At 64.3% G+C, this 20,920-nt stretch carries 19 protein-coding genes and 1 riboswitch; of the genes, 16 read left to right on the top strand and 3 right to left on the bottom strand.

Annotated elements, in window-relative coordinates; translation table 11 throughout:
- Positions 1-7 precede the first annotated feature (7 nt).
- From XBLMG947_RS00305 to fghA, 5 genes are all read left to right on the top strand, one after another.
- Positions 8-1,108, top strand: coding sequence for a glycosyltransferase (locus tag XBLMG947_RS00305; protein WP_065465878.1), 1,101 nt, complete (start codon positions 8-10; stop codon positions 1,106-1,108).
- Positions 1,109-1,491: 383 nt separating this feature from the next.
- The gene (locus XBLMG947_RS00310; RefSeq protein WP_005911021.1) at positions 1,492-1,767 is read left to right on the top strand and encodes a metal/formaldehyde-sensitive transcriptional repressor; all 276 of its coding nucleotides are present in this window, start codon (positions 1,492-1,494) and stop codon (positions 1,765-1,767) included.
- Positions 1,768-1,831: 64 nt separating this feature from the next.
- Positions 1,832-2,941 (top strand): S-(hydroxymethyl)glutathione dehydrogenase/class III alcohol dehydrogenase, encoded by a 1,110-nt coding sequence (locus XBLMG947_RS00315; protein WP_065465879.1) that lies wholly within the window; start codon positions 1,832-1,834, stop codon positions 2,939-2,941.
- A 68-nt stretch (positions 2,942-3,009) separates the two neighbouring features.
- Positions 3,010-3,585: an S-(hydroxymethyl)glutathione synthase gene (gfa, locus tag XBLMG947_RS00320; RefSeq protein WP_065465880.1), complete on the top strand. Its 576-nt coding sequence runs from the start codon at positions 3,010-3,012 to the stop codon at positions 3,583-3,585.
- Between the two features lie 58 nt (positions 3,586-3,643).
- A complete protein-coding gene (gene fghA, locus XBLMG947_RS00325) occupies positions 3,644-4,474 on the top strand; it encodes an S-formylglutathione hydrolase (protein ID WP_065465881.1) in 831 nt (276 codons plus the stop codon).
- Between the two features lie 501 nt (positions 4,475-4,975).
- Here fghA and XBLMG947_RS00330 read toward each other — a convergent pair.
- A complete protein-coding gene (locus tag XBLMG947_RS00330; RefSeq protein WP_065465882.1) occupies positions 4,976-5,314 on the bottom strand; it encodes a hypothetical protein in 339 nt (112 codons plus the stop codon).
- Positions 5,315-5,577: 263 nt separating this feature from the next.
- A complete protein-coding gene (gene ettA, locus XBLMG947_RS00335; RefSeq protein WP_005997279.1) occupies positions 5,578-7,239 on the bottom strand; it encodes an energy-dependent translational throttle protein EttA in 1,662 nt (553 codons plus the stop codon).
- 226 nt (positions 7,240-7,465) lie between these two features.
- Here ettA and XBLMG947_RS00340 point away from each other — a divergent pair, with 226 nt between their 5' ends.
- From XBLMG947_RS00340 to ribD, 6 genes are all read left to right on the top strand, one after another.
- Positions 7,466-7,972 carry an RcnB family protein gene (locus tag XBLMG947_RS00340; RefSeq protein WP_065465895.1) on the top strand — a complete coding sequence of 169 codons (507 nt, stop codon included), beginning with the start codon at positions 7,466-7,468 and terminating at the stop codon, positions 7,970-7,972.
- Between the two features lie 1,234 nt (positions 7,973-9,206).
- Positions 9,207-11,522, top strand: coding sequence for a TonB-dependent receptor (locus XBLMG947_RS00345; RefSeq protein ID WP_065465883.1), 2,316 nt, complete (start codon positions 9,207-9,209; stop codon positions 11,520-11,522).
- Positions 11,523-11,697: 175 nt separating this feature from the next.
- A complete protein-coding gene (gene glyA, locus XBLMG947_RS00350) occupies positions 11,698-12,951 on the top strand; it encodes a serine hydroxymethyltransferase (RefSeq protein ID WP_065465884.1) in 1,254 nt (417 codons plus the stop codon).
- Between the two features lie 102 nt (positions 12,952-13,053).
- A complete protein-coding gene (gene nrdR, locus XBLMG947_RS00355) occupies positions 13,054-13,578 on the top strand; it encodes a transcriptional regulator NrdR (protein WP_065465885.1) in 525 nt (174 codons plus the stop codon).
- Between the two features lie 4 nt (positions 13,579-13,582).
- Complete coding sequence (locus tag XBLMG947_RS00360; RefSeq protein ID WP_065465886.1) at positions 13,583-14,059, top strand: GNAT family N-acetyltransferase; 477 nt, start codon at positions 13,583-13,585, stop codon at positions 14,057-14,059.
- Positions 14,056-15,150 carry a bifunctional diaminohydroxyphosphoribosylaminopyrimidine deaminase/5-amino-6-(5-phosphoribosylamino)uracil reductase RibD gene (gene ribD / locus XBLMG947_RS00365; RefSeq protein WP_065465887.1) on the top strand — a complete coding sequence of 365 codons (1,095 nt, stop codon included), beginning with the start codon at positions 14,056-14,058 and terminating at the stop codon, positions 15,148-15,150. Before XBLMG947_RS00360 ends, ribD begins: the two co-directional genes overlap by 4 nt.
- 54 nt (positions 15,151-15,204) lie before the next feature.
- Here the strand turns inward: ribD and XBLMG947_RS00370 are convergent, their stop codons facing one another.
- On the bottom strand, positions 15,205-15,828 hold the full coding sequence (locus XBLMG947_RS00370; RefSeq protein ID WP_065465888.1) for an outer membrane beta-barrel protein: 624 nt from the start codon (positions 15,826-15,828) through the stop codon (positions 15,205-15,207).
- A gap of 219 nt (positions 15,829-16,047) precedes the next feature.
- A riboswitch (FMN riboswitch) is annotated at positions 16,048-16,223 on the top strand.
- 167 nt (positions 16,224-16,390) lie between these two features.
- Between XBLMG947_RS00370 and XBLMG947_RS00375 the strand changes: the two genes are divergently transcribed.
- The 5 genes from XBLMG947_RS00375 (at position 16,391) to thiL (ending at position 20,548) form a co-directional block, all read left to right on the top strand.
- On the top strand, positions 16,391-16,993 hold the full coding sequence (locus tag XBLMG947_RS00375) for a riboflavin synthase (protein ID WP_065465889.1): 603 nt from the start codon (positions 16,391-16,393) through the stop codon (positions 16,991-16,993).
- Positions 16,990-18,129 carry a 3,4-dihydroxy-2-butanone-4-phosphate synthase gene (gene ribB, locus XBLMG947_RS00380; RefSeq protein WP_065465890.1) on the top strand — a complete coding sequence of 380 codons (1,140 nt, stop codon included), beginning with the start codon at positions 16,990-16,992 and terminating at the stop codon, positions 18,127-18,129. The genes XBLMG947_RS00375 and ribB overlap by 4 nt, the downstream gene beginning before the upstream one ends.
- Before the next feature lie 299 nt (positions 18,130-18,428).
- Positions 18,429-18,893: a 6,7-dimethyl-8-ribityllumazine synthase gene (ribH, locus tag XBLMG947_RS00385; protein ID WP_065465891.1), complete on the top strand. Its 465-nt coding sequence runs from the start codon at positions 18,429-18,431 to the stop codon at positions 18,891-18,893.
- Positions 18,890-19,360 (top strand): transcription antitermination factor NusB, encoded by a 471-nt coding sequence (gene nusB / locus XBLMG947_RS00390; protein WP_065465892.1) that lies wholly within the window; start codon positions 18,890-18,892, stop codon positions 19,358-19,360. The genes ribH and nusB overlap by 4 nt, the downstream gene beginning before the upstream one ends.
- 213 nt (positions 19,361-19,573) lie before the next feature.
- On the top strand, positions 19,574-20,548 hold the full coding sequence (gene thiL, locus XBLMG947_RS00395) for a thiamine-phosphate kinase (protein WP_065465893.1): 975 nt from the start codon (positions 19,574-19,576) through the stop codon (positions 20,546-20,548).
- Positions 20,549-20,920 lie beyond the last annotated feature (372 nt).

Below are 20,920 nucleotides of genomic sequence, written 5' to 3' on the forward strand. Positions count from 1 at the left end.
ACGCACCATGACAGAACGGGACATCGCGCAGGAATCCACGGCATCGACGCGATGCCGCTGTACTGACGTGCGCGCGCACGACAAGGCGTTTCCGATGATGCGGGTGGTCAGTCGCGACAATGGCGTGGGCCTGACCCGCGACATGGTGCTGATGGCCGAAACGCTGCGCGCCGGCGGCGTGCCGGCGCAGGAAGTCGGATTCACCAGTCAGCGCCTGCACGACACCGGCCGCGAGGCGCGCCTGTGGGCCAGCCGTCTGCTGTTCGGGAGGGTGCCGCTACAGATTTTTTCCGAGCGCGTGTACAAGCGCTGCTTGCCGCTGGGCCAGATCAACCTGCTGGTGCCCAATCCGGAATGGTTGCTGCCCAAGTGGTTGCCGCTGCTGCCACGCTTCGACGCGGTGCTGTGCAAAACCCACCATGCCGAGCGGATCTTCCGCAGCTTGGGGTGCGCCACCCGCTTCATCGGCTTCACCAGCCCGGATCGGTACGACGCGCGTGTGCTCCGGCAGCGCGCCTTCTTCCACCTGGCCGGGCGCAGTACCGCCAAGGGCACGCGCGTGCTGCTGGAGACCTGGCAGCGGCATCCGGAATGGCCGTTGCTGACTGTGGTACAGAATCCGCGTACCGCCGGCAAGCCGGTGCTGGCACCGAACATCGACCACCGCGTGGGATATCTGGACGATGCCGAACTGCGCCGCATGCAGAACGCCCATCTGTTCCATCTGTGCCCCTCCGAGGCCGAAGGGTTCGGCCATTACCTGATGGAAGCGCTGAGCGTGGGCGCGGTGACGCTGGCCACCGACGGCGAGCCGATGAACGAACTGATCCGGCCCGAACACGGTGTGCTGATTCCGGTGGCCGAGGTGCGTCAGCGCCGTCTGGCATCGTATTACTACGTGGACGCGGCGGGCATCGCGCAAGCGGTGGAAACCGCCCTGGCATTGCCGCAGGCGCAGCTGGATCGCTTGTCGGCCGACGCGCGCGCGTTCTACCAGACCAACGATGCGGCATTTGCCGGGCGTTTTCGCAACGCGGTACTGGCTTCACTGCCCGAGCATGCAGTGGATCCTGTGGCGATCGTGGCGCCGCCTGCTGTCGAGACCTGAGGGCGTCAGCGCTCGCGTCGTCATCACTATCGGACCTGTTGCAGAGTCCATCGCGCAAACCGACTAACGTGCTGCGCGCAGATTGCATGCGCTGCGGACGCCGGCAAGCGTCACTACACGGCGGCACGCGACGCGGGGCGGTAAATGCGCAGTGCAGGCAACTGCCACTCTCCTGCCGACGCTGTTGCGCAATGTGCGTGCTGCACTGCGGCTAACAGGTGGCCTGTGGCCTCCTGTTCCGTCCGCGCGCAATCACGGCATTGCCCCATCTACCAACGCATGGCCGTGATCGCGCTCGACAGGACGACGTGCGGCAATCGGCGAGCCATAGCTTTTTTTGAAGCAATCCATATACTGCCCCCCAGTATTTTGTTGGAGTCCTCATGCCGCATTCGCCGCACGAGAAAAAGCGAGCGCTGGCACGCGTACGCCGTTTGCGCGGGCAATGCGATGCGCTTGAACGGGCGCTACAGGCGGGCGCAGACTGCGCTCCTGTCTTGCAGCAGATCGCCGCAATCCGGGGGGCCGTGAATGGGCTGATGTCGCAAGTGCTTGAAGCGCATATTCGCGAAGATTTCGGGCATGCCGCCGCTTCGGATGCGCAACGCGCCGAGCGGGTACAGGACCTGCTCGGCCTGGTCCGGTCCTACCTCAAATAAAACTCCCACCGGGTCGGTGCTTGCCGTGCCCGTCCTCGAACATCCTCGTCAGGAGCGCTATCCCATGAAATGCCGTGCAGCAGTCGCATTCGGACCCGGCAAGCCGCTGGAAATCGTCGAAATCGACGTCGCACCGCCGAAGGCCGGCGAAGTGCTGGTCCGCATCACGCACACCGGTGTGTGCCACACCGATGCGTTCACGCTGTCCGGCGACGACCCGGAAGGCATCTTCCCGTCTGTGCTCGGGCATGAAGGTGGCGGCATCGTCGAACAGATCGGCGAAGGTGTCACCAGCGTCAAGGTCGGCGACCACGTCATCCCGCTGTACACGGCCGAATGCCGCAAGTGCAAATTCTGCCTGTCCGGCAAGACCAACCTGTGCCAGGCGGTGCGTGCCACCCAGGGCAAGGGCCTGATGCCGGACGGCACCACGCGCTTTTCCTACAACGGCGAGCCGATCTACCACTACATGGGCTGCAGCACCTTCAGCGAATACACCGTGGTGCCGGAGATCTCGCTGGCCGTGGTCAACCCGGAGGCGCCGCTGGAGAAGGTGTGCCTGCTGGGATGCGGCGTCACCACCGGCATCGGTGCGGTGCACAACACCGCCAAGGTCAAGCCGGGCGAAAGCGTGGCGGTGTTCGGCCTGGGCGGCATCGGTCTGGCGGTGATCCAGGGTGCGGTGCAAGCCAAGGCCGGGCGCATCCTGGCCATCGACACCAACCCGGGCAAGTTCGAGCTGGCGCGCAGCATGGGCGCCACCGACTGCATCAATCCCAAGGACTACGACAAGCCGATCCAGGAGGTCATCGTCGAGTTGACCGATGGCGGCGTGGATTTCAGCTTCGAGTGCATCGGCAACGTCAACGTGATGCGGTCGGCGCTGGAGTGTTGCCACAAGGGCTGGGGCGAGAGCGTCATCATCGGCGTGGCCGGTGCCGGCCAGGAAATCAGCACCCGCCCGTTCCAACTGGTGACCGGGCGCGTGTGGCGCGGCTCGGCATTCGGCGGCGTCAAGGGCCGCACCCAATTGCCGGGCATGGTGGAACAATCGATGAAGGGCGAGATCGACCTGGATCCGTTCATCACCCACACCATGCCGCTGGAGGAGATCAATGAAGCCTTCCACCTGATGCACGAAGGCAAGTCGATCCGCACCGTGATCCATTTCTGACCAGACGGCCAGGAGCGGCGCGCGGCCACTTCCGCGCATGCGGTAACCGAAACTCCGGGAGGGGCGTAATGACGAATGTGTCGATTCATCCTTCGGTCGATGGTGGTGTTGCGCGAGGCGGTGCAGAAAACTTTCAAGGGGGAACCCTCGAATGTCACTGCACCAGCGACAAGGTGGTAGTGGAGGTGGGTGCGCAGACCGCACACAACCACGCATGCGGCTGCAGCAAATGCTGGAACCCCGAGGGCGCAACGTTCTCCGTGATCGCGGTGGCGCCGCGGGACAAGGTCAAGGTGACCGCGCACGAAGAAAAGCTGAAGATCGTCGATGAAAGCGCGGCGATCCAGCGCCATGCCTGCACCGGCTGCGGTGTACACCTGTTCGGCCGCATCGAGAACAAGGAGCATGCGTTCTACGGTCTGGACTTCGTGCATACCGAGTTGTCGAAGCAACAGGGCTGGTCGGCACCGGGCTTTGCCGCGTTCGTGTCTTCCATCATCGAAACCGGCGCCCCGCCGGAGCAGATGGATGGGGTACGTGCGCGCCTGACCGACCTGGGCTTGCCGCCGTACGACTGTCTGTCGCCGGCGTTGATGGATGCGCTCTCTGCCCATGTGGCACGCAAGAAGGGTCTGTTGCATTGATGGTCCAACCCTGCAGCCGGCGATCCGGCTGCAGGGTTTCTCTTCGTAAGGAATCTCCATGGAACGTATCGAACACCGCGCCTGCTTCGGCGGCTGGCAGGATGTGTATCGGCATCAGTCGCAGACCTTGAGCTGCAGCATGCAGCTGGGCGTGTACCTGCCGCCGCAAGCCGCTGACGGCCCGTTGCCGGTGCTGTACTGGCTGAGCGGTCTGACCTGCACCGAGCAGAACTTCATCAGCAAGGCAGGGGCGCAGCGCTATGCGGCCGAGCATGGCGTGATCGTGGTGGCGCCCGACACCAGCCCGCGTGGCGATGATGTGGCCGACGCGGAAGGCTACGACATCGGTAAGGGCGCTGGTTTCTATGTCGATGCCACCGAGCAGCCGTGGGCGGCGCATTACCGCATGTACGACTACGTCGTGAACGAATTGCCGGCGTTGATCGAAGCAACCTTCGCCACCACCGGCGCGCGTGCCATCAGTGGCCACTCGATGGGCGGGCATGGCGCCCTGACCATCGCCTTGAAGAACCCGGGCCGCTATCGCAGCGTGTCGGCGTTTTCGCCGATCGTGGCGCCCAGTCAAGTGCCGTGGGGCGCGAAAGCGTTTGGCCGGTATCTGGGCGACGATCGTACGAACTGGAAAGCTTACGACGCCACAGCGTTGATCGCTGAAGCTCAAGAACGTTTGCCGCTGTTGATCGACCAAGGCGATGCCGACGAATTTCTTCAGAATCAGCTGAAAACAGTGTTGTTTGAAGACGCGGCAAAGGCCGCCGGCTACCCGGTGACAGTGCGGCTGCAGCCCGGGTACGACCATAGCTATTACTTCATCTCAAGCTTTATCGGCGAGCACATCGCGCATCATGCTGCGGCGTTGCGTGGGTGAACGCAGGCGCGTGTGTGTGACATGCGATAGGCAATTCGGCGGCTAAGGGTCAGCGCTGATGCATTGAGTGGCTTTATGCGTGGCGTCGTGCCGTACGCTCACCCCAACCCAACCTCGCGGTGGGAGAGGGTGCCCGCAGTGGCGGATGAGGGTGCTGGCGCAGCGCTGATGTAATCAATCAGCGCTGCGCGGCTTCACTCGGCGTCTCAGTCAATCCGTGCCATGGCCTACGTCTGCGGCGCTAGCGGAGCGTCGGCAATGTGCACGCAATGCCCTCTCGCGACCCGCCGCGCGGCGGGCGTATTGATGCTGGTGGCGGGCGTCGCTAGCTAGTCGCCGTATGCGCCGAATTGCCGGTGCCGGACGTAGCGACGATGTTCGCTCCTGGTTTCCTGCGATCGGTCTTGGTGGGTGAAACGACGCTGTGCTTGTGGCTGCTGGTCCAGCGCGTCGATCGCCCACGCTGGGATGGCAGGGTGGCCGAAACATCGCGTTTGCAATTCAACGGACGTCGCGCATTTCCCAGTGCGAACCGGCCAGCGCCTGCATGCGCTGTTTGAAGAGGTCGCCGGGAATGCTCGTGGTTGCGACCAGATCGATGCGCAGATCGTGCTGCGTGCCGGTGACCGTGGCCGCCGAGTCGGTGATGCCGAGACTTGGATCCACCTCGTCCGGGTCGACCTGCAGCTGGCGCCAACGGTCGAACCAGGCCGGATCGCACAGCGCCGCCTGCAATTGCTCGGCGAAGGCCTCGGCACCATTGGCGGTGAAGCTCACCGAGGGCGCGCTACCGCGGGCGATCTTGGGATCGGGCAGGCTGATCGAGTAGCTGACAGGCATATGCAAACCTCAGATGGATGACGCCGGCACGTTAGTGCAGCGCAGGTGAGCATTCCGTCGACGGGCGGGCATGGATGCCGCGTAAGGTCCCGCGACGTTGGATGTGCAAGGACCAGTTGAGATGGTCGGGCGCGTAGCTTTTAAAAAGCCAGCCCCCGATGCCCGACGTGGTGTCCTCGTCTTCCAAAAAAGCAATCATCCAGCTTCTAACTCCATACATAAAAAAAGCGCCGAAAGGCGCCTTTTTTATGAATTAAGACAACTTACTTCAGCGCCTTGAAGCGCAGGCGCTTCGGGCCGGCGTCGTCGCCCATGCGGCGACGCTTGTCTTCTTCGTACTCGCGGTAGTTGCCCTGGAAGAACTCCACATGCGACTCGCCTTCGAACGACAGGATGTGCGTGGCGATACGGTCGAGGAACCAGCGATCATGCGAAATCACGAAGGTGTTGCCCGGGAACTCCAGCAACGCATCTTCCAGCGCACGCAGCGTCTCGATGTCCAGATCGTTGGACGGTTCGTCGAGCAGCAGCACGTTGCCGCCCTGCAGCAGGGTCTTGGCCATGTGCAGACGACCGCGCTCACCACCGGAGAGCGAGCCGACCATCTTCTGCTGGTCCTGGCCCTTGAAGTTGAAGCGGCCGATGTAGGCGCGCGACTGGATTTCCACACCGTTGATGTTGAGGATATCCAGGCCGCCTGCGATTTCCTGGAACACGTTGTGGTTGCCTTCCAGTGCGTCGCGGCTCTGGTCCACGTAGGACAGCTGCACGGTCGGGCCGACCACGATTTCGCCGGAATCGGGCTTTTCCTGGCCGGTGATCATCTTGAACAGGGTCGACTTACCGGCACCGTTGGGGCCGATGATGCCGACGATGGCGCCGGGCGGCACGATCATCGACAGGTTGTCGATCAGCAGGCGGTCGCCGAACTTCTTGGACACGTTCTTGAATTCCATCACCGAGTTGCCCAGGCGCTCGCCCGGCGGGATGAAGATTTCATTGGTCTCGTTGCGGCGCTGGTAATCCACCGACTGCAGCTCTTCCAGGCGGGCCAGACGCGCCTTGCCCTTGGTGCGGCCGCCCTTGGCGTTCTGCCGCGACCATTCCAGTTCCTTCTGGATCGCCTTCTGGCGTGATTTTTCCTGGTTGTCTTCCTGCTTGAGGCGCTCGTCCTTCTGGGTCAGCCAGTCGGTGTAGTTGCCCTTCCACGGAATACCGCGGCCGCGGTCCAGTTCCAGGATCCACTCGGCGGCGTTGTCCAGGAAGTAGCGGTCATGCGTCACCGCCACCACGGTGCCGGTGTAGCGTGCGAGGAACTGTTCCAGCCACTCCACCGACTCGGCGTCCAAGTGGTTGGTGGGTTCGTCGAGCAGCAGCATGTCCGGCTTCTGCAGCAGCAGGCGGCACAGCGCCACGCGGCGCTTTTCGCCACCGGACAGCTTGCCGACGATCGCGTCCCACGGCGGCAGGCGCAGCGCATCGGCGGCTACGTCCAGCTGGTTTTCCAGCGTGTGCGCATCGCCTGCGGCCAGGATCGCCTCCAGGCGCTCCTGTTCCTTGGCCAATGCGTCGAAATCGGCGCCTTCTTCGGCATAGGCCAGGTACACCGCATCCAGCGCGGCCTGTGCCTGCAGCACGTCGCCCACGCCTTCCTCGACTGCCTCGCGCACGGTGTGTTCGGGGTTGAGCTGCGGTTCCTGCGCCAGATAGCCGACCTTGATGCCGGCCTGCGGACGGGCTTCGCCCTCGAAGTCGGTGTCCACGCCGGCCATGATCTTCAGCACGGTGGACTTGCCCGCGCCATTCAGACCCAGCAGGCCGATCTTGGCGCCCGGAAAGAAGCTCAGCGAGATGTCCTTGATGATCTGCCGCTTGGGCGGGACCACCTTGCTGACGCGGTTCATGGTGTAGATATATTGCGACATGGGTGCTCCGTGGACGCAGGCAGCCCGCCGGCCGAGGCCGGAGGCAGCGGAAAGGGGATTGCGCCGATTATACGGGCAAGTGCCCGGGGGCGCGCCGAGTCAGGCGGTAGCTAAACGGCAGCCGACCTATTACCTGAATAGGCATTTTCGTAACCGATTCCAGCAAGAATGCGTTAAGGCGGGCAGCGCCTTAATGAAATTGCGACATCGCAAACAGGAGCTGGTCATGAACCGCAAACGCATCGTTACCGTTGTGCTTTCCTCGATCCTCGCGCTGGGTTCCGTGGCACCGGCTGCTTTCGCCGGGGACTGGGGCCGCGACCACGATCGCCGCGGCCATGACCGCGACCACCGCGGCGACTGGCGCAACGACCGCCGTGACTGGCGCGATGATCGCCGGGCTGACCGTCGCGACTGGCGCGACGACCGCCGCTACTACAGCAGCGGTTACCGCGAGGGCTATCGTGATGCCCGCTATCAGGACCGTCGCTACGACCGCAAACGGGTCTATGTCTACGATCGTCCAGCCTATTACCGCGCTGGCCCACCGCCGCGTCCGTACTGGGCCCGCGGCCAGCGTTACCACGGCCCGGTCTATGTGATCAACGACTACGACCGCTATGACCTGCGTCGCCCGCCGTACGGCTACCGCTGGCAGAGCGACGACCGTGGCAATCTGCTGTTGGTGGCTATCGCCACCGGCGTCATTGCCGACCTGGTGCTCAACAATTGAGCGTGTCCATCAATCCCGGCGGCCAGGCGCAGCCAGCGGATCGGTAACGGCGACAGGGCGCACTTCGGTGCGCCCTGTCGCGTTGTGGCAGCCCCGCTTTACGCTCCTCGACAAACCAATGCAATGCGCGCTGGTGCGACGTGTCGCTCGATCGAAAGGACGTACTGCAGCACATGATGGTGTTGCGTGCGGCGATGGCAACACCTGTGCGAGCCGGCGTAGGAGCCATTGCCGACGCGCTAGCGTGGGGCATCGCCCGAGTTCACCAGCTCCAGCGGCAGCGCAGCGACGCGCACACCGTTGAGCATCAACTCAAGCGCTTCCGTCATCTGGAGGCGTGGAAGCTGCGCTTGCGTTACTGCATTGGATGGCCGGTGCCAAGCCAACGACAAGCTTCTACTGGCCTATTTCCTTGCCGACAGTCGGCCCAGCGGCGCTGCTGCGCCCGAACCCGCAGACTTGGCGGAGGCGCCGCTGTCGGCTTGCCCCTTCCGGCACCAGCTTGCGCACCGCTGACGACCGACGCATCTGTTCTTCCAGGTCATTGCGCCTCTAACCCGAGGGTGGGCAAAGCGTCGGTAGATTGGCCACTCCGTTGCCAGCTCAGCGCAGCAGGGTGGTGATTCGATCTAACGGCCCTCGGTGCCAGAGTGGACTGGGCCAGAGCGATCCATCGACCCAAGGACTCCGCACCGACGGACATGTGTTGTCTGGCGCTACAAATGTGCAGCAGCGCCGCTTAATTCGCCGATCTCGGATCGGCGCCCGACTTGCTGTTCGGCCGTTCCAGGATCGTGCAGATGGGCTAAGGGAAAGACCTTGCCTACGGAAGCGGACACGAAAATGATATCGCTTGCGCTGAAACGTCATCCGGATAGCAAAAGCGTGACATCCGACGACCTCGACGTCTGTCAGTCCCACGGGGAAAAATTTATGCTGTCGCGCCGCATCGCGCCGCCGGCCACTTGGTGTGCCGGAGGCGAGACTTAGGTGCCGTGATCGGTGTCGTCAAGACCCGGCCACCAGCGTTGGACCTCCCTGATTCGCCGACTCTCGCCATCTGACCGTCCTTGCTTTTTGCGCAGTCCGCCATTGAGGTGGCGACGCCCACGTCACTGGACAGGAATTGCAAGCGGTCGTGCCAGGGACGCGGCCCGGACGTTGGTCGGCGACGACGCGCGCCGACGCGGCGATGGCGTGACCAGATGTCTCCCCCCACACTGGCAATCTCCTCATGAATAAAGCGCTTCTTTCCGTTGCAGTGATGGCCGTGTTGTACGCGGCCACCGGTGACGCCTTCGCCCAGGACGCCGCCGGCACCGACGCCGTTCCGCGCGGCAGCATCACCACGACCTCCAACACCACCAACTCCAACGCGACTCAGCGCGCGCTCCAGCTCGACGCGGTCAAGGTGACCGGTAGCTCGGTGTCGCTGGGCAGCGGCAACATGGAGGTGCAGTCCGCGCCCAAGGCCGTGTCCACCATCAGTCGCCAGGCCATCATCAGGGGCGTGCCCGGCGCCAACTTCACCCAGATGCTGTCCAGCATCCCCGGCGCGATCTCGGCCACCAACGACGCGACCGGCCTGAGTGACGGCAACTTCACCGTGCGCGGCTTCCCCGCCGACGAGGTCGGCGTGACGCTCAACGGTGTGCCACTCAACGACTCGGGTGATTACACGATGTACGCCACCGAGTACGGCGACACCGAGAATATGGGCGACATCACCGTCGAACAGGGTTATCCGGGCGTCACCTCACCGGTGATAGGCGCAGCCGGCGGCAACATCGCCTGGGTGACCGTCGATCCAACCGCCGATGCCGGCTTGGACTTGAGCCAGAGCTTGGGCAGCAACAACTACAAGCGCACGTTCCTGCGCTACAACACCGGTGACCGTGGACCGGTCCGTTCGTGGCTCTCCTATTCGAACAACCAGACCGACCATTGGCGCGGCGATGGACAGTCCACGGTGAACAAGATCGACGCCAAGTCGGTGTGGACGCTGGACGGCGGCGACGCGATCACCGGCGCGCTGCAATACACCCGCCATGTCAGGAACGACTACCGCAACCTCACCAAGGAGCAGATCGCCGCCAATGGCTACGACTTCGGCTATGTCCAGTCTTACAAGTCGGCCGACGCCAGTGACTGGGTCGGCACGCGGACCAACCCGTTCCGCAGCTGGATCGCCAGCCTCGACGGTGAGTTCACACTGAGCGACAGCCTGCGTCTATCTGTGGTGCCGTACTTCGTCTACGGCTACGGCGGGGGCGGCTACGGGTACGCCAGTACATATGTGTTCTACACCTTCGATACCTTCCGTCCAGGCATCCATGTCAAGTTCAAGCAGGACGTTGGCATGAGCGACAGCCTGGAGTACGGCATGCTGGTCGAGCGCCCGCGTGAGCAAGGTTCGAATGTCTTCCTCCCGGCCGACCCACAGGGCCAGCCTGCCGATGTCTGGGGCCATGACAGCCGGTATTACTACAAAAACGCCAACGGTAGTCCGCAGGTCGCCTATCGCTTCTATTCGACCACGCCGACCTATCGCGCCTTCGCCACCAACACCTGGACGCCCAACGACCAGTGGACGCTGACCGTTGGTGGCGCCTATACCTGGGTGCAGCGCAAGGGCTGGTATTCGACCTGGCCCGGTGCGGAACTGGGTATCGATCCGACCACGCCGGGAAACAGCTCGCTGTACGCCTCCGGTGCTAATACGTACAAGAAGTTCACGCCGACGGGGGGCATCAAGGTCCAGCTCGACGAGCAGAATCAGTTATTCCTCGGAGTGGGAAAGGCCTACCGCGCGCCGATCAACACCTCCGCGCTGTACGATTTCTGGAACGCCGCCTACGCCAGTGCGATCGGTTCGCAGACATCGATCAGCGATGCCGAACCCGAGCAGTCGCTGACCGCCGACCTGGGCTGGCGCTACTACGGCGATAGTCTGAGCACGGTGCTGGATCTGTATGCGACCAACTTCGAGCACAAGCAGTTCAGTGGCGCCGATCCGATGACCCGCGCTCCGGTCTACTACCAGCTGGGCAGCGTGCAGATGCGCGGCGTCAATACCGAGTTGAGCTATCAGTTCGACGACCTGTGGTCTGTTTATGCCTCCTATGCGTACAACAAGAGCGAGATGAAGAACGATGTCGCTCTTGGCGCCATGACCTATGCCACCGACGGCAAGACCCTGCTCAACGCACCGAGGAATGCGGGATATGCCTCGGTCAACTACACAGGCCAGGCGCTGTGGGCCAGCCTGAGCGTTAATGCGCAGAGCAGGATCTGGGGCACCTTCCTCCATTCAGGTGGCTCGGACGCTGGTGGATTTGCCACCGTCAACCTCAACAGCGGCTACAACTTCCATGACATCGGCAACCTGAAAAAGCCTTACCTGAAGGTCAACCTGTTCAACGTAGGCAATCGCAAGGCGCTGATGTTCTCGGCGACCACGGCGCTGGACACCACGGCCTCGGCAGCGACCTGGCAACTCCTGCAGGACCGCACGCTGATGATCACATTCGGCGGATCGTTCGCGCTCTAAAGTGCCACCGCGCAGGCACTTGCCTGCGCCTGCGTTTGCTTGCAGGCAGCTGTCTTCGGACCTGCTGGCGTTCAACGGCTTTCTGAGCTGGCCCTCGTGTAGGGCATCTCACCTCAAAGGGCGCAACACGCTTTAAACTACGCGCCTGCCATCTGTCCATTCCTCTGGAGACCTGATGTTCTCGCGCGATGTCCGACTGGAAACCTACGACCCCGAACTGGCCAAGGCCATCGCTGCTGAAGCCGTCCGCCAGGAGGATCACGTCGAGCTGATCGCCAGCGAGAACTACTGCAGCCCGCTGGTGATGGAAGCGCAGGGCAGCCAGCTGACCAACAAGTATGCCGAAGGCTACCCGGGCAAGCGCTACTACGGTGGCTGCGAGTACGTGGACATTGCTGAACAGCTGGCAATCGACCGCATCAAGCAGGTCTTCGGCGCCGACTACGCGAACGTGCAGCCGCACAGCGGTTCCCAGGCCAATCAGGCGGTGTATCTGGCGCTACTGCAGCCCGGCGACACCATCCTGGGCATGAGCCTGGCGCACGGCGGTCACCTGACCCACGGTGCCAAGGTCAACGTGTCCGGCAAGTTGTTCAACGCGGTGCAGTACGGCGTCAACGAGCAGGGCCTGATCGATTACGACGAGGTCCAGCGCCTGGCGACCGAGCACAAGCCGAAGATGGTCATCGCTGGCTTCTCCGCGTATTCGCAGAAGATCGATTGGGCCCGCTTTCGCGCCATCGCCGACAGCGTCGGTGCGTATCTGTTCGTGGACATGGCCCACATCGCAGGCCTTGTGGCCGCCGGCGTCTATCCGAGCCCGATGGAGCATGCGCACGTGGTCACCTCGACCACCCATAAGACCCTGCGCGGCCCGCGCGGCGGCATCATCGTTGCCAAGGGCGCCAGCGAAGAGTTGCAGAAGAAGCTGCAGTCGATCGTGTTCCCGGGCATCCAGGGCGGTCCGCTGATGCACGTCATCGCGGCCAAGGCGGTCGCGTTCAAGGAAGCGCTGGAGCCGGCGTTCAAGACCTACCAGCAACAGGTGGTCAAGAACGCCCAGGCAATGGCCAATACCCTGATCGCGCGCGGCTACAAGATCGTCTCCGGTGGCACCGAAAATCACCTGATGCTGGTCGACATGATCGGCCGTGATGTCTCCGGCAAAGATGCCGAAGCCGCGCTGGGCAAGGCGCACATCACCGTCAACAAGAACGCCGTGCCCAACGACCCGCGCTCGCCGTTCGTGACTTCGGGCTTGCGCCTGGGTACCCCGGCCATCACCACGCGCGGTTACAAGGAACAGGACAGCATCGACCTGGCCAACTGGATCGCCGACGTGCTGGACGCCCCGAGCGACGAAGCGGTGCTGTCGAAGGTCCGCGACGCAGTGACCGCGCAGTGCAAGAAATATCCGGTGTATGGCTGAGATGCCGGGATTGGTGATTCGGGATTTGGGATGCGCCAACGGCGCGCCTTTGCTTGTGCTGTTGCCAATCCCGAATCCCCAATCCCAAATCCCGGACGTCTGATGCACTGCCCTTTCTGCCAGCACAACGACACCCGCGTGATCGATTCGCGGGTGTCCGAAGACGGCACGACGATCCGTCGGCGCCGCGAGTGCGAGGCATGCGGCGAGCGTTTCAGCACCCTGGAAACGATCGAACTGAAACTGCCTGCCGTCGTCAAGAGCGATGGCGGGCGCGAGGCGTTCGACGCGCGCAAGCTGCGCACCAGCTTCGACCGCGCGCTGCAGAAACGCCCGGTCTCCGAAGAGCAGATCGAAGCGGCGGTGCGGGCGGTGGTGCACCAGTTGCGCATGTCCGGCGAGCGCGAAGTGGGCTCGCTGCGGGTGGGCGAATACGTGATGGTGGAGCTGCGCAAGCTCGATCATGTGGGCTATGTGCGCTTCGCTTCGGTGTATCGCAGTTTTCAGGACGTGGCCGATTTCCGCGAGGAAATCGAGAAGCTCGAACGCGAACTGCCGGTTGGCAGCGAACAGCTGCCGCTGCTGGAAGCGGCGCTGGAACGTGCCGGCAAACCCGGCAAGCGCTGAGCGCATGCGCATCGCCTGCGTGGCGGACACGCCAGAGCATCTGCCTGCCATCGCGCAGGCACATCTGCAGGCGTTCGGCAGCCTGTTGCCGGACTGGACTATCGATGAAGCGCTGAGCGAGCTGCGCAGCCATGCCCGCGATGGCGTGATTCCCACCACTTGGGTCGCGCTCGATCGGTCGCACTGGCTCGGTTCGGTCAGCCTGCTGGAGAACGACGATGGCCGCATCCGGCAATGGTCGCCCTGGCTGGCATCGCTGTATGTGCAGCCGCAGGCGCGCGGGCAGGGGATCGGCGAAGCACTGGTGGCGCACTGCGTGCGTGCCGCCGCGCAACTGAAGGTGCCGCTGCTGTATCTGTATTGCCAACCGGGGCTGGTGCCGTTCTATCAGCGACTTGGCTGGCACGCACATGCCGAGCTGTTGCTTGGCCCGATGCAGATCGTGGTGATGGCCATCGCGCCCCAAGGAGCAACGCAATGAGTGTGACGGCCGACGACCACCGCTGGATGGCGCAGGCGCTGCGCCTGGCAGAGCGCGGTGCCTACACCACGCGGCCAAATCCGATGGTGGGTTGCGTGATCGTGCGCGATGGCGTGTGCGTGGGCGAAGGCTTCCATCGACAGGCCGGTGGCCCGCATGCCGAGGTGTTCGCGCTGCGCGCTGCCGGTGAGCTGGCACACGGTGCCACGGCGTACGTCACCCTGGAGCCATGCGCGCACTACGGCCGCACACCTCCTTGCGCATTGGCGTTGATCGAGGCCGGCGTGCGCCGGGTAGTGGCCGCGATGGCCGACCCGTTTCCGCAGGTCAACGGCGGTGGTTTCGCACTGCTGCACGAAGCCGGTATCGAAGTTCTTAGCAGTGTGATGGAAGCGCAGGCGCGCGAACTCAATCAGGGATTTCTATCGCGGGTGGAGCGTGACCGTCCGTGGGTGCGGGTCAAGCTGGGCGCCAGCCTGGATGGGCGTACAGCGCTGGCCAGTGGCGAATCGAAATGGATCACCGGTGCCGTTGCGCGTGCAGACGTGCAGCGCTGGCGTGCGCGTGCCGGCGCGATCCTGACCGGCGCCGGTACGGTGCTGGCCGACGATCCGTCGATGACGGTGCGGTTGGGTGATGACACGCCCTTCGTGCCGCCGCTGCGGGTCGTGCTGGACGCGCGCTTGCGCACGTTGGAGTGCAAGAACATTCGCCAGGGCGACGCGCCGACGCTCTATCTGCATGGCAGCGCGGTGTCGGTTCCATCGCTGCAGAATGCCGAGTTCATCGGGATGCCGCTGCACGAAGGGCGCTTCGATCTAGGGTCGGTGCTGGCGCAATTGGCCGAGCGCGGCATCAACGAAGTGCATGCAGAGGCGGGTGCAACGCTGAGCGGCGCGCTGCTGCAAGCCGGCCTGGTGGACGAACTGCTGGTCTATCTGGCGCCGGTGGTGCTGGGCGATACCGCAAGGCCACTGCTTGCCGGTCTTCGCATCGAAAAAATGGCGCAGCGTTATGAATTGAAACTACGCGATGTGCGTCAGCTCGGGCAGGATCTGCGGTTACGTTACGCGCCACTCGTGGCGGGGTGAGAGACAAAGAAAGGCCCCGCATGCGGGGCCTTTCTTATCCATGCGCGAGGCCGATCAGAAGCTGGCGCGCACGCCGACGCGGTACTGATTTGCGTCGTCGATGAATTGCGCTTCGCCAACCAGGCCCCAGGTCTGGGTGAAGTTCACCTGGCCACCCAGAGTGCCAACGAATTCGCCCTTGTCCACGTCGTTGCCATCGATGTAGCCGGCCTTGACCCATGCCTCGGTACGCGGCGAGGGCTTGCCACGCAGGCCCAGGTTAGCCCAGCCCAGGTTGGTGGAGTCGGAGCTGCTGCCCAGCGAACGGCCACGCTGGCGCAGGTCCGCATCGACCTTGGTACGCAGGACGCTGAGGTCGGCGATGAACTCGACGCGCTCGGTCATTTCCTGGCGGTAGCCGATGCCGGCGTTGGCCTGGATCAGGGTGCTGTCGACCGTGAAGCCGGCGCCGAGGTTGTCGTCCTGCATGGCGCGCTGGTAGCCGGCGAAGACGTAGACCGGTTGGGCGATCTGCCAGGAACCGCGCAGATAGCCGCCGTTGATGCCCTCATTGTCATCATTGACATTGAAGTCGGTGCGGTTCCAGCCGCCTTCAACGTAGCTGTAGCTCAGGCCTTCAGCAGAGGCGGCAAACGGTGCGGCAGCCAGCAGGGCGGCCAGAATCAGTGTGTGACGCATTGGATGGTTGTCTCCGAATTGATGTCCGTGTCTCCACCCAATTGCAAGGTGGAAAAAAACGACGTCTCCCGTCGCGGTGCGCAATTTAACAGATCCTTCACAGGGCTGCCTATGGGAAATTTCCCGACACGACACAGCGTCCTGCCAGTCTTAGCTGACGCTCATCCATCGCACCGAGGCGCGCTGTTAAACTGCGTCGGCCGGTTCACCGGCACTCACGAACGTCTTCAGGGCGGGGTGTGATTCCCCACCGGCGGTAGGCATGCGCACGCATGCGAGCCCGCGAGCGCTTCGTCGCGATGGTCGGCCCTCCATGTGCCGGGCATCGCGCGAAGGTCAGCAGATCCGGTCCGATGCCGGAGCCGACGGTATAGTCCGGATGAAAGAAGACGGCCACCGCGCAGCCTTGCGGCTGTGCGCGCGCCTGTTTGCTTTGCCTTGCGGCGTTTTTCGCTCAACTTCTGCGAGAAACGACTATGTCCATGCACTACCTGCCGCGCTGCGCCGCAGCCTTCCGGCGCTCCATCGCCACCGCCTCACTGCTGCAGGCGGGGGGACGCTGATGTTTACCGGAATCATCGAAGGCGTCGGCCAGCTGGCAGCGCGTCAGCCGCAGGGCGGCGATGTGCGTTTCACCTTCGCCACCGGCAATCTGCCGTTCGAGTCGGTCCAATTGGGCGAGAGCATCGCGGTCAATGGCGTGTGCCTGACCGTGATCGCGTTCGACGCGGCCAGTTTTCAGGCCGATGCCTCGACCGAAACGCTGTCGCTGACCACGCTGGGCGCGCTGCCAGAGGGCGCACTGCTCAACCTTGAACGTGCGATGCGCCCCACCGATCGCCTCGGCGGCCATCTGGTCAGCGGGCATGTCGATGGCCTGGGCCGGGTGCACGCGATACATGACGATGCACGTGCCCAGCGCTGGCGGTTTGCCGCGCCGCAGGCGGTGCTGCGTTACGTCGCCAAGAAGGGTTCGATCTGCGTGGACGGCGTCAGCCTCACCGTCAATGCAGTCGACGAAGACGGCTTCGAGGTCGCGTTGATTCCGCATACGGTGGCCAACACCGCGTTTGCGCAGACCGCGGTCGGTGCGGCGGTGAATCTGGAAATCGACCTGGTGGCGCGTTATGTCGAACGCTTGCTCGGCACGCGAGGTGCGGCATGAAGTTCGCACCGGTTCCCGAGCTGATCGAAGAACTGCGCGCCGGTCGCATGGTGGTGATCGTCGATGACGAAGACCGCGAGAACGAAGGCGATCTGATCATGGCCGCCGAGTTGGTGAAGCCGTCGGACATCAACTTCATGGTCACCCATGCGCGCGGGCTGGTGTGCCTGTCGCTGACCCGCGAGCGCTGCGCGCAGTTGGGGCTGGCGCCGATGGTGCGCAACAACACCGCGCAATTCCAGACCAACTTCACCGTCAGCATCGAGGCGGCGGAAGGCGTGACCACCGGCATTTCTGCTTACGACCGCGCACACACCGTGCGCACTGCCGTACGTCCGGATGCCAAGCCGCAGGATCTGAGTCAGCCGGGCCACATCTTCCCGTTGATTTCGCAGCCGGGCGGCGTGCTGACCCGCGCTGGTCACACCGAAGCGGCCAGCGATCTACCGATGCTGGCCGGGCTGGAGCCAGCTGGCGTGCTGGTGGAAGTACTCAACCCGGACGGCAGCATGGCGCGTCGCCCGCAACTGGAAGTGTTCGCGCGCGAGCACGGGCTGAAGATGGGCTCGATCGCCGATCTGATCGCGTATCGGCTGGCCAACGAGCACACCGTCGAGCGTGTGGACGCGCGCGACATCACCACCGAATTCGGCCCGTTCAAGTTGGTGACCTACCGTGACCGCATCGCGCACGACCTGCATTTTGCACTGGTGCGTGGCAGCGCCGATCCGCACACACCCACACTGGTGCGTGTGCAGGTGGAAAACCCGTTGGCCGATCTGCTGCACTGGCAGCGCGATGACTTCGGCGTGGCGGCCACCGATGCCTTGCGCGCGATCGCCGCCGAAGGGCAGGGCGTGATGGTGGTGCTGTCGGCACCGCGCGACAGCGAATCGCTGCTGGCCCGTCTGCGCCAGCAGCCTGAAGCCGCCGCCAACGCCAAGGACGTGAGTCAGTGGCGGCGTAACGGCGCTGGCGCGCAGATCCTGGCCGAACTCGGCCTGGGCAAGCTGCGCGTGCTGGGCACGCCGCGGCGCCAGGTGGGGTTGGCCGGGTTCGGGCTGGAGGTGGTGGAATATCTGGAATGCCACGCCGGTGAGGGCGTGCGTTCGGTGCCGCCGTCTGCCGTGCCCTGAGATGGCTACGAGCCATTACCGCAGTCAGCTGATGCTTTCCGATGGTCGCGTTTATTGCCGGCGCTGACGCCTGGTTGAAAGCGTGCAGCCGCCGGCCACCGCGGTGTGTGCTGGCCAAATGTGGGCTGCCGCCTCCAGCCGTGGGCTGCGCCAGCTGGCCGCGCACTCGGCGAGTTGCCATTCCAGATGGTCTTGCAGCGCATGGCCGGGTCTGCTTCGGTGGACCCGGCCTGTACGCATCGGCCGGGCCTGGCCCCGGCAGCTGTTAAACTTGCCGCCCCCTCGAGTTGCCGACCCGCATGACCCACTACGAAGGCGATCTTCGCCCCACCACCGCGCGCTTTGCGATCATCGCCAGCCGCTGGAATGCCCGTATCACCGACGTGCTGGTTGCCGGTGCGCGCCAGAGCCTGGCCGGCAACGGCATTGGTGAAGACGCCATCGACGTGATCCGCGTGCCCGGCGCCTGGGAAATTCCGATCGCCGCCAACCGCGTGGCGCAGTCCGGCCAGTATGGCGCGATCGTCGCGCTGGGCTGCGTGATCCGTGGCGATACCCGCCATTACGAGCACGTGGCCGATCTGTGCGCCGAGGGCTTGATGAGCGTTCAGCTGCAGACCGGTGTGCCGGTGCTCAACGGCGTGCTGGCGGTCGAACGCGCGGAAGACGCCGAAGCCCGTGCCGGCGGCAGCCACGGCAACAAGGGCGAGGAATGCGCGCTCGCCGCGCTGGAACTGGTGAATTTGATGGAGTTGTTGCCATGAGCAAGCCCGGTGGACACGCGCGTCACGGCCGTCGCGACGGTATCGACCCGGTGCTGCGTTCGCGCGCTCGCCGGCGTGCTTTGCAGGCGGTGTATGCGTGGCAGATCTCCGGTGGCTTCGCCAAGCAGGTGATCGGCCAGTTCGCCCACGAGCAGGCGCATGAAGTGGCCGACCTGGCGTACTTCGAAAGCCTGGTGGAAGGTGTGCTCACCCATCGCGCCGAGCTGGATACCGCGTTGACGCCGTACCTGGATCGCGGCGTGGAAGAGGTCGATGCGATCGAACGCGCCGTGCTCCGGTTGGCTGCCTACGAATTGCTGCACCGGCAGGACGTGCCGTACCGCGTGGTGATCAACGAAGCGATCGAAACCGCCAAGCGCTTCGGTTCCGAGCACGGCCACACCTACGTCAACGGTGTGCTGGATCGCGCTGCGGTGGAGTGGCGCAAGGTGGAGTCAGGCGCCTGAAGCGCCGAGATGCGGCATTCGTGATTCGGGATTGGCGGCGAGCGCCGGTGCAGGGCGCGAGCGCCTTCGCTTGAGTGACTCAGCCTTGAGTTGATGTGTCATGTCTGCGCTGTCGCATCCTTCGATAGGACAGCTGGCCAGCTGTGGTGACGCACCTCACACAGCCTGCTGTTACCAATCCCGAATGCCCAATCCACAATCCCGGCCCTTCAAATGCCCGAATTCGATCTAATCGCCCGCCTGCGCGCGCGCGTCGCCGCGCGTGCCGATGTGCCATTGGGCATCGGCGATGACGCGGCGCTGTTGCAGCCGCCGCCCGGCGAGCAGTTGGCGATCACCGCCGATACGCTTAATGCCGGGGTGCATTTTCCGCACGAAACGCGCGCCGACGATCTGGGCTGGAAGACACTGGCGGTCAATCTCTCCGATCTGGCGGCGATGGGCGCGCAGCCGCGTTGGTGCACCTTGTCGTTGTCGTTGCCGCACGACGATTTGGCGTGGGTGGACGGATTCGCCGACGGCTTCTTCGCGCTGGCCGATGCGCACGCCATTGTACTGGTCGGTGGCGACACCACGCGCGGGCCGCTTTCGTGCGCGGTGACTGCGATCGGCAGCCTGCCGCCGGGCGCAGCGTTGCGGCGCGATGGTGCGCGCGTGGGCGATGACGTGTGGGTGACCGGTGCGCCGGGTGAGGCCGCCGCCGCGTTGGCGCTGTGGCAGGCCGGTCAGCTGGATGTGACCTGCGCGGCTGCCGACCCGTTGCACGAACAATGGCGCAGCCGCCTGCTGCGTCCGCAGCCACGCGTGCAGGCGGGGCTGCGTTTGCGCGGGCTTGCGCACGCGTGCGTGGATATCTCCGACGGGCTGCTGGCCGATCTGGGACACCTGTGCGAACGCAGCGGCGTGGGCGCGCAGCTGGCGCTTGCGGCCTTGCCGGCGATGCCACGCAGTGCCGGGATCAGCGCGTTGCAGCGCCTTGGCTGGCAACTCGGTGGTGGCGACGACTACGAGTTGTGTTTCACCGCCGCGCCGCAGCATCGCGATGCGGTGGTGCAGGCAATGGAATTCGCACAGGTGGCCGCAACGCGCATCGGCCAGATCGTGGCTGCACCGGGCGTGGTAGTGCACGATGCCCAGGGCGAGCCTTGGCATCCGCTGCAGCGTGGGTATCAGCATTTCGTTGGCTGACGCGCGGGGGTGAAGCGTTTGCAGCGGGATGCTGCGCCGGGCAACGGCGCGTTGGAGCGCTGTGCGGGGATGGCGTCAGGAGCTGATCGCCGGGTGCGCAGCAGCTGGGCGGTCGCGCCCTGTTTGAGGTCGGGTTGATGGTGGTGCCTCCCGGAACTACGGATGCTGCCGGCTGCCCTCATCCGCCCTTCGGGCACCTTCTCCCGCAGGCGGGAGAAGGCAGGGTGCCGGTGTAGTCACGTCGGTCCTGCGCGATTGGATTTTCATGGCAGTGAAACTTAGGCGCCTCCCGCCTCCCGAATCCCGCCTCCCGAATCCCGCCTCCCGAATCCCGAATCCCGAATCCCGAATCCCGAATCCCGAATCCCGAAT

The organism is Xanthomonas bromi (assembly GCF_900092025.1).
GTDB classification, from domain to species: domain Bacteria; phylum Pseudomonadota; class Gammaproteobacteria; order Xanthomonadales; family Xanthomonadaceae; genus Xanthomonas; species Xanthomonas bromi.

Bases quoted from the DNA above. Each gene is read 5' to 3' on its own strand.
- thiL (WP_065465893.1), top strand. From the start codon at position 19,574: ATGCCCGAATTCGATCTAATCGCCCGCCTGCGCGCGCGCGTCGCCGCG.
- XBLMG947_RS00340 (WP_065465895.1), top strand. From the start codon at position 7,466: ATGAACCGCAAACGCATCGTTACCGTTGTGCTTTCCTCGATCCTCGCG.
- ribD (WP_065465887.1), top strand. From the start codon at position 14,056: ATGAGTGTGACGGCCGACGACCACCGCTGGATGGCGCAGGCGCTGCGC.
- XBLMG947_RS00345 (WP_065465883.1), top strand. From the start codon at position 9,207: ATGAATAAAGCGCTTCTTTCCGTTGCAGTGATGGCCGTGTTGTACGCG.
- XBLMG947_RS00370 (WP_065465888.1), bottom strand. From the start codon at position 15,828: ATGCGTCACACACTGATTCTGGCCGCCCTGCTGGCTGCCGCACCGTTT.
- XBLMG947_RS00375 (WP_065465889.1), top strand. From the start codon at position 16,391: ATGTTTACCGGAATCATCGAAGGCGTCGGCCAGCTGGCAGCGCGTCAG.
- XBLMG947_RS00330 (WP_065465882.1), bottom strand. From the start codon at position 5,314: ATGCCTGTCAGCTACTCGATCAGCCTGCCCGATCCCAAGATCGCCCGC.
- XBLMG947_RS00305 (WP_065465878.1), top strand. From the start codon at position 8: ATGACAGAACGGGACATCGCGCAGGAATCCACGGCATCGACGCGATGC.
- glyA (WP_065465884.1), top strand. From the start codon at position 11,698: ATGTTCTCGCGCGATGTCCGACTGGAAACCTACGACCCCGAACTGGCC.
- nrdR (WP_065465885.1), top strand. From the start codon at position 13,054: ATGCACTGCCCTTTCTGCCAGCACAACGACACCCGCGTGATCGATTCG.
- nusB (WP_065465892.1), top strand. From the start codon at position 18,890: ATGAGCAAGCCCGGTGGACACGCGCGTCACGGCCGTCGCGACGGTATC.
- XBLMG947_RS00315 (WP_065465879.1), top strand. From the start codon at position 1,832: ATGAAATGCCGTGCAGCAGTCGCATTCGGACCCGGCAAGCCGCTGGAA.
- XBLMG947_RS00310 (WP_005911021.1), top strand. From the start codon at position 1,492: ATGCCGCATTCGCCGCACGAGAAAAAGCGAGCGCTGGCACGCGTACGC.
- XBLMG947_RS00360 (WP_065465886.1), top strand. From the start codon at position 13,583: ATGCGCATCGCCTGCGTGGCGGACACGCCAGAGCATCTGCCTGCCATC.
- ribH (WP_065465891.1), top strand. From the start codon at position 18,429: ATGACCCACTACGAAGGCGATCTTCGCCCCACCACCGCGCGCTTTGCG.
- fghA (WP_065465881.1), top strand. From the start codon at position 3,644: ATGGAACGTATCGAACACCGCGCCTGCTTCGGCGGCTGGCAGGATGTG.
- ettA (WP_005997279.1), bottom strand. From the start codon at position 7,239: ATGTCGCAATATATCTACACCATGAACCGCGTCAGCAAGGTGGTCCCG.
- gfa (WP_065465880.1), top strand. From the start codon at position 3,010: ATGACGAATGTGTCGATTCATCCTTCGGTCGATGGTGGTGTTGCGCGA.
- ribB (WP_065465890.1), top strand. From the start codon at position 16,990: ATGAAGTTCGCACCGGTTCCCGAGCTGATCGAAGAACTGCGCGCCGGT.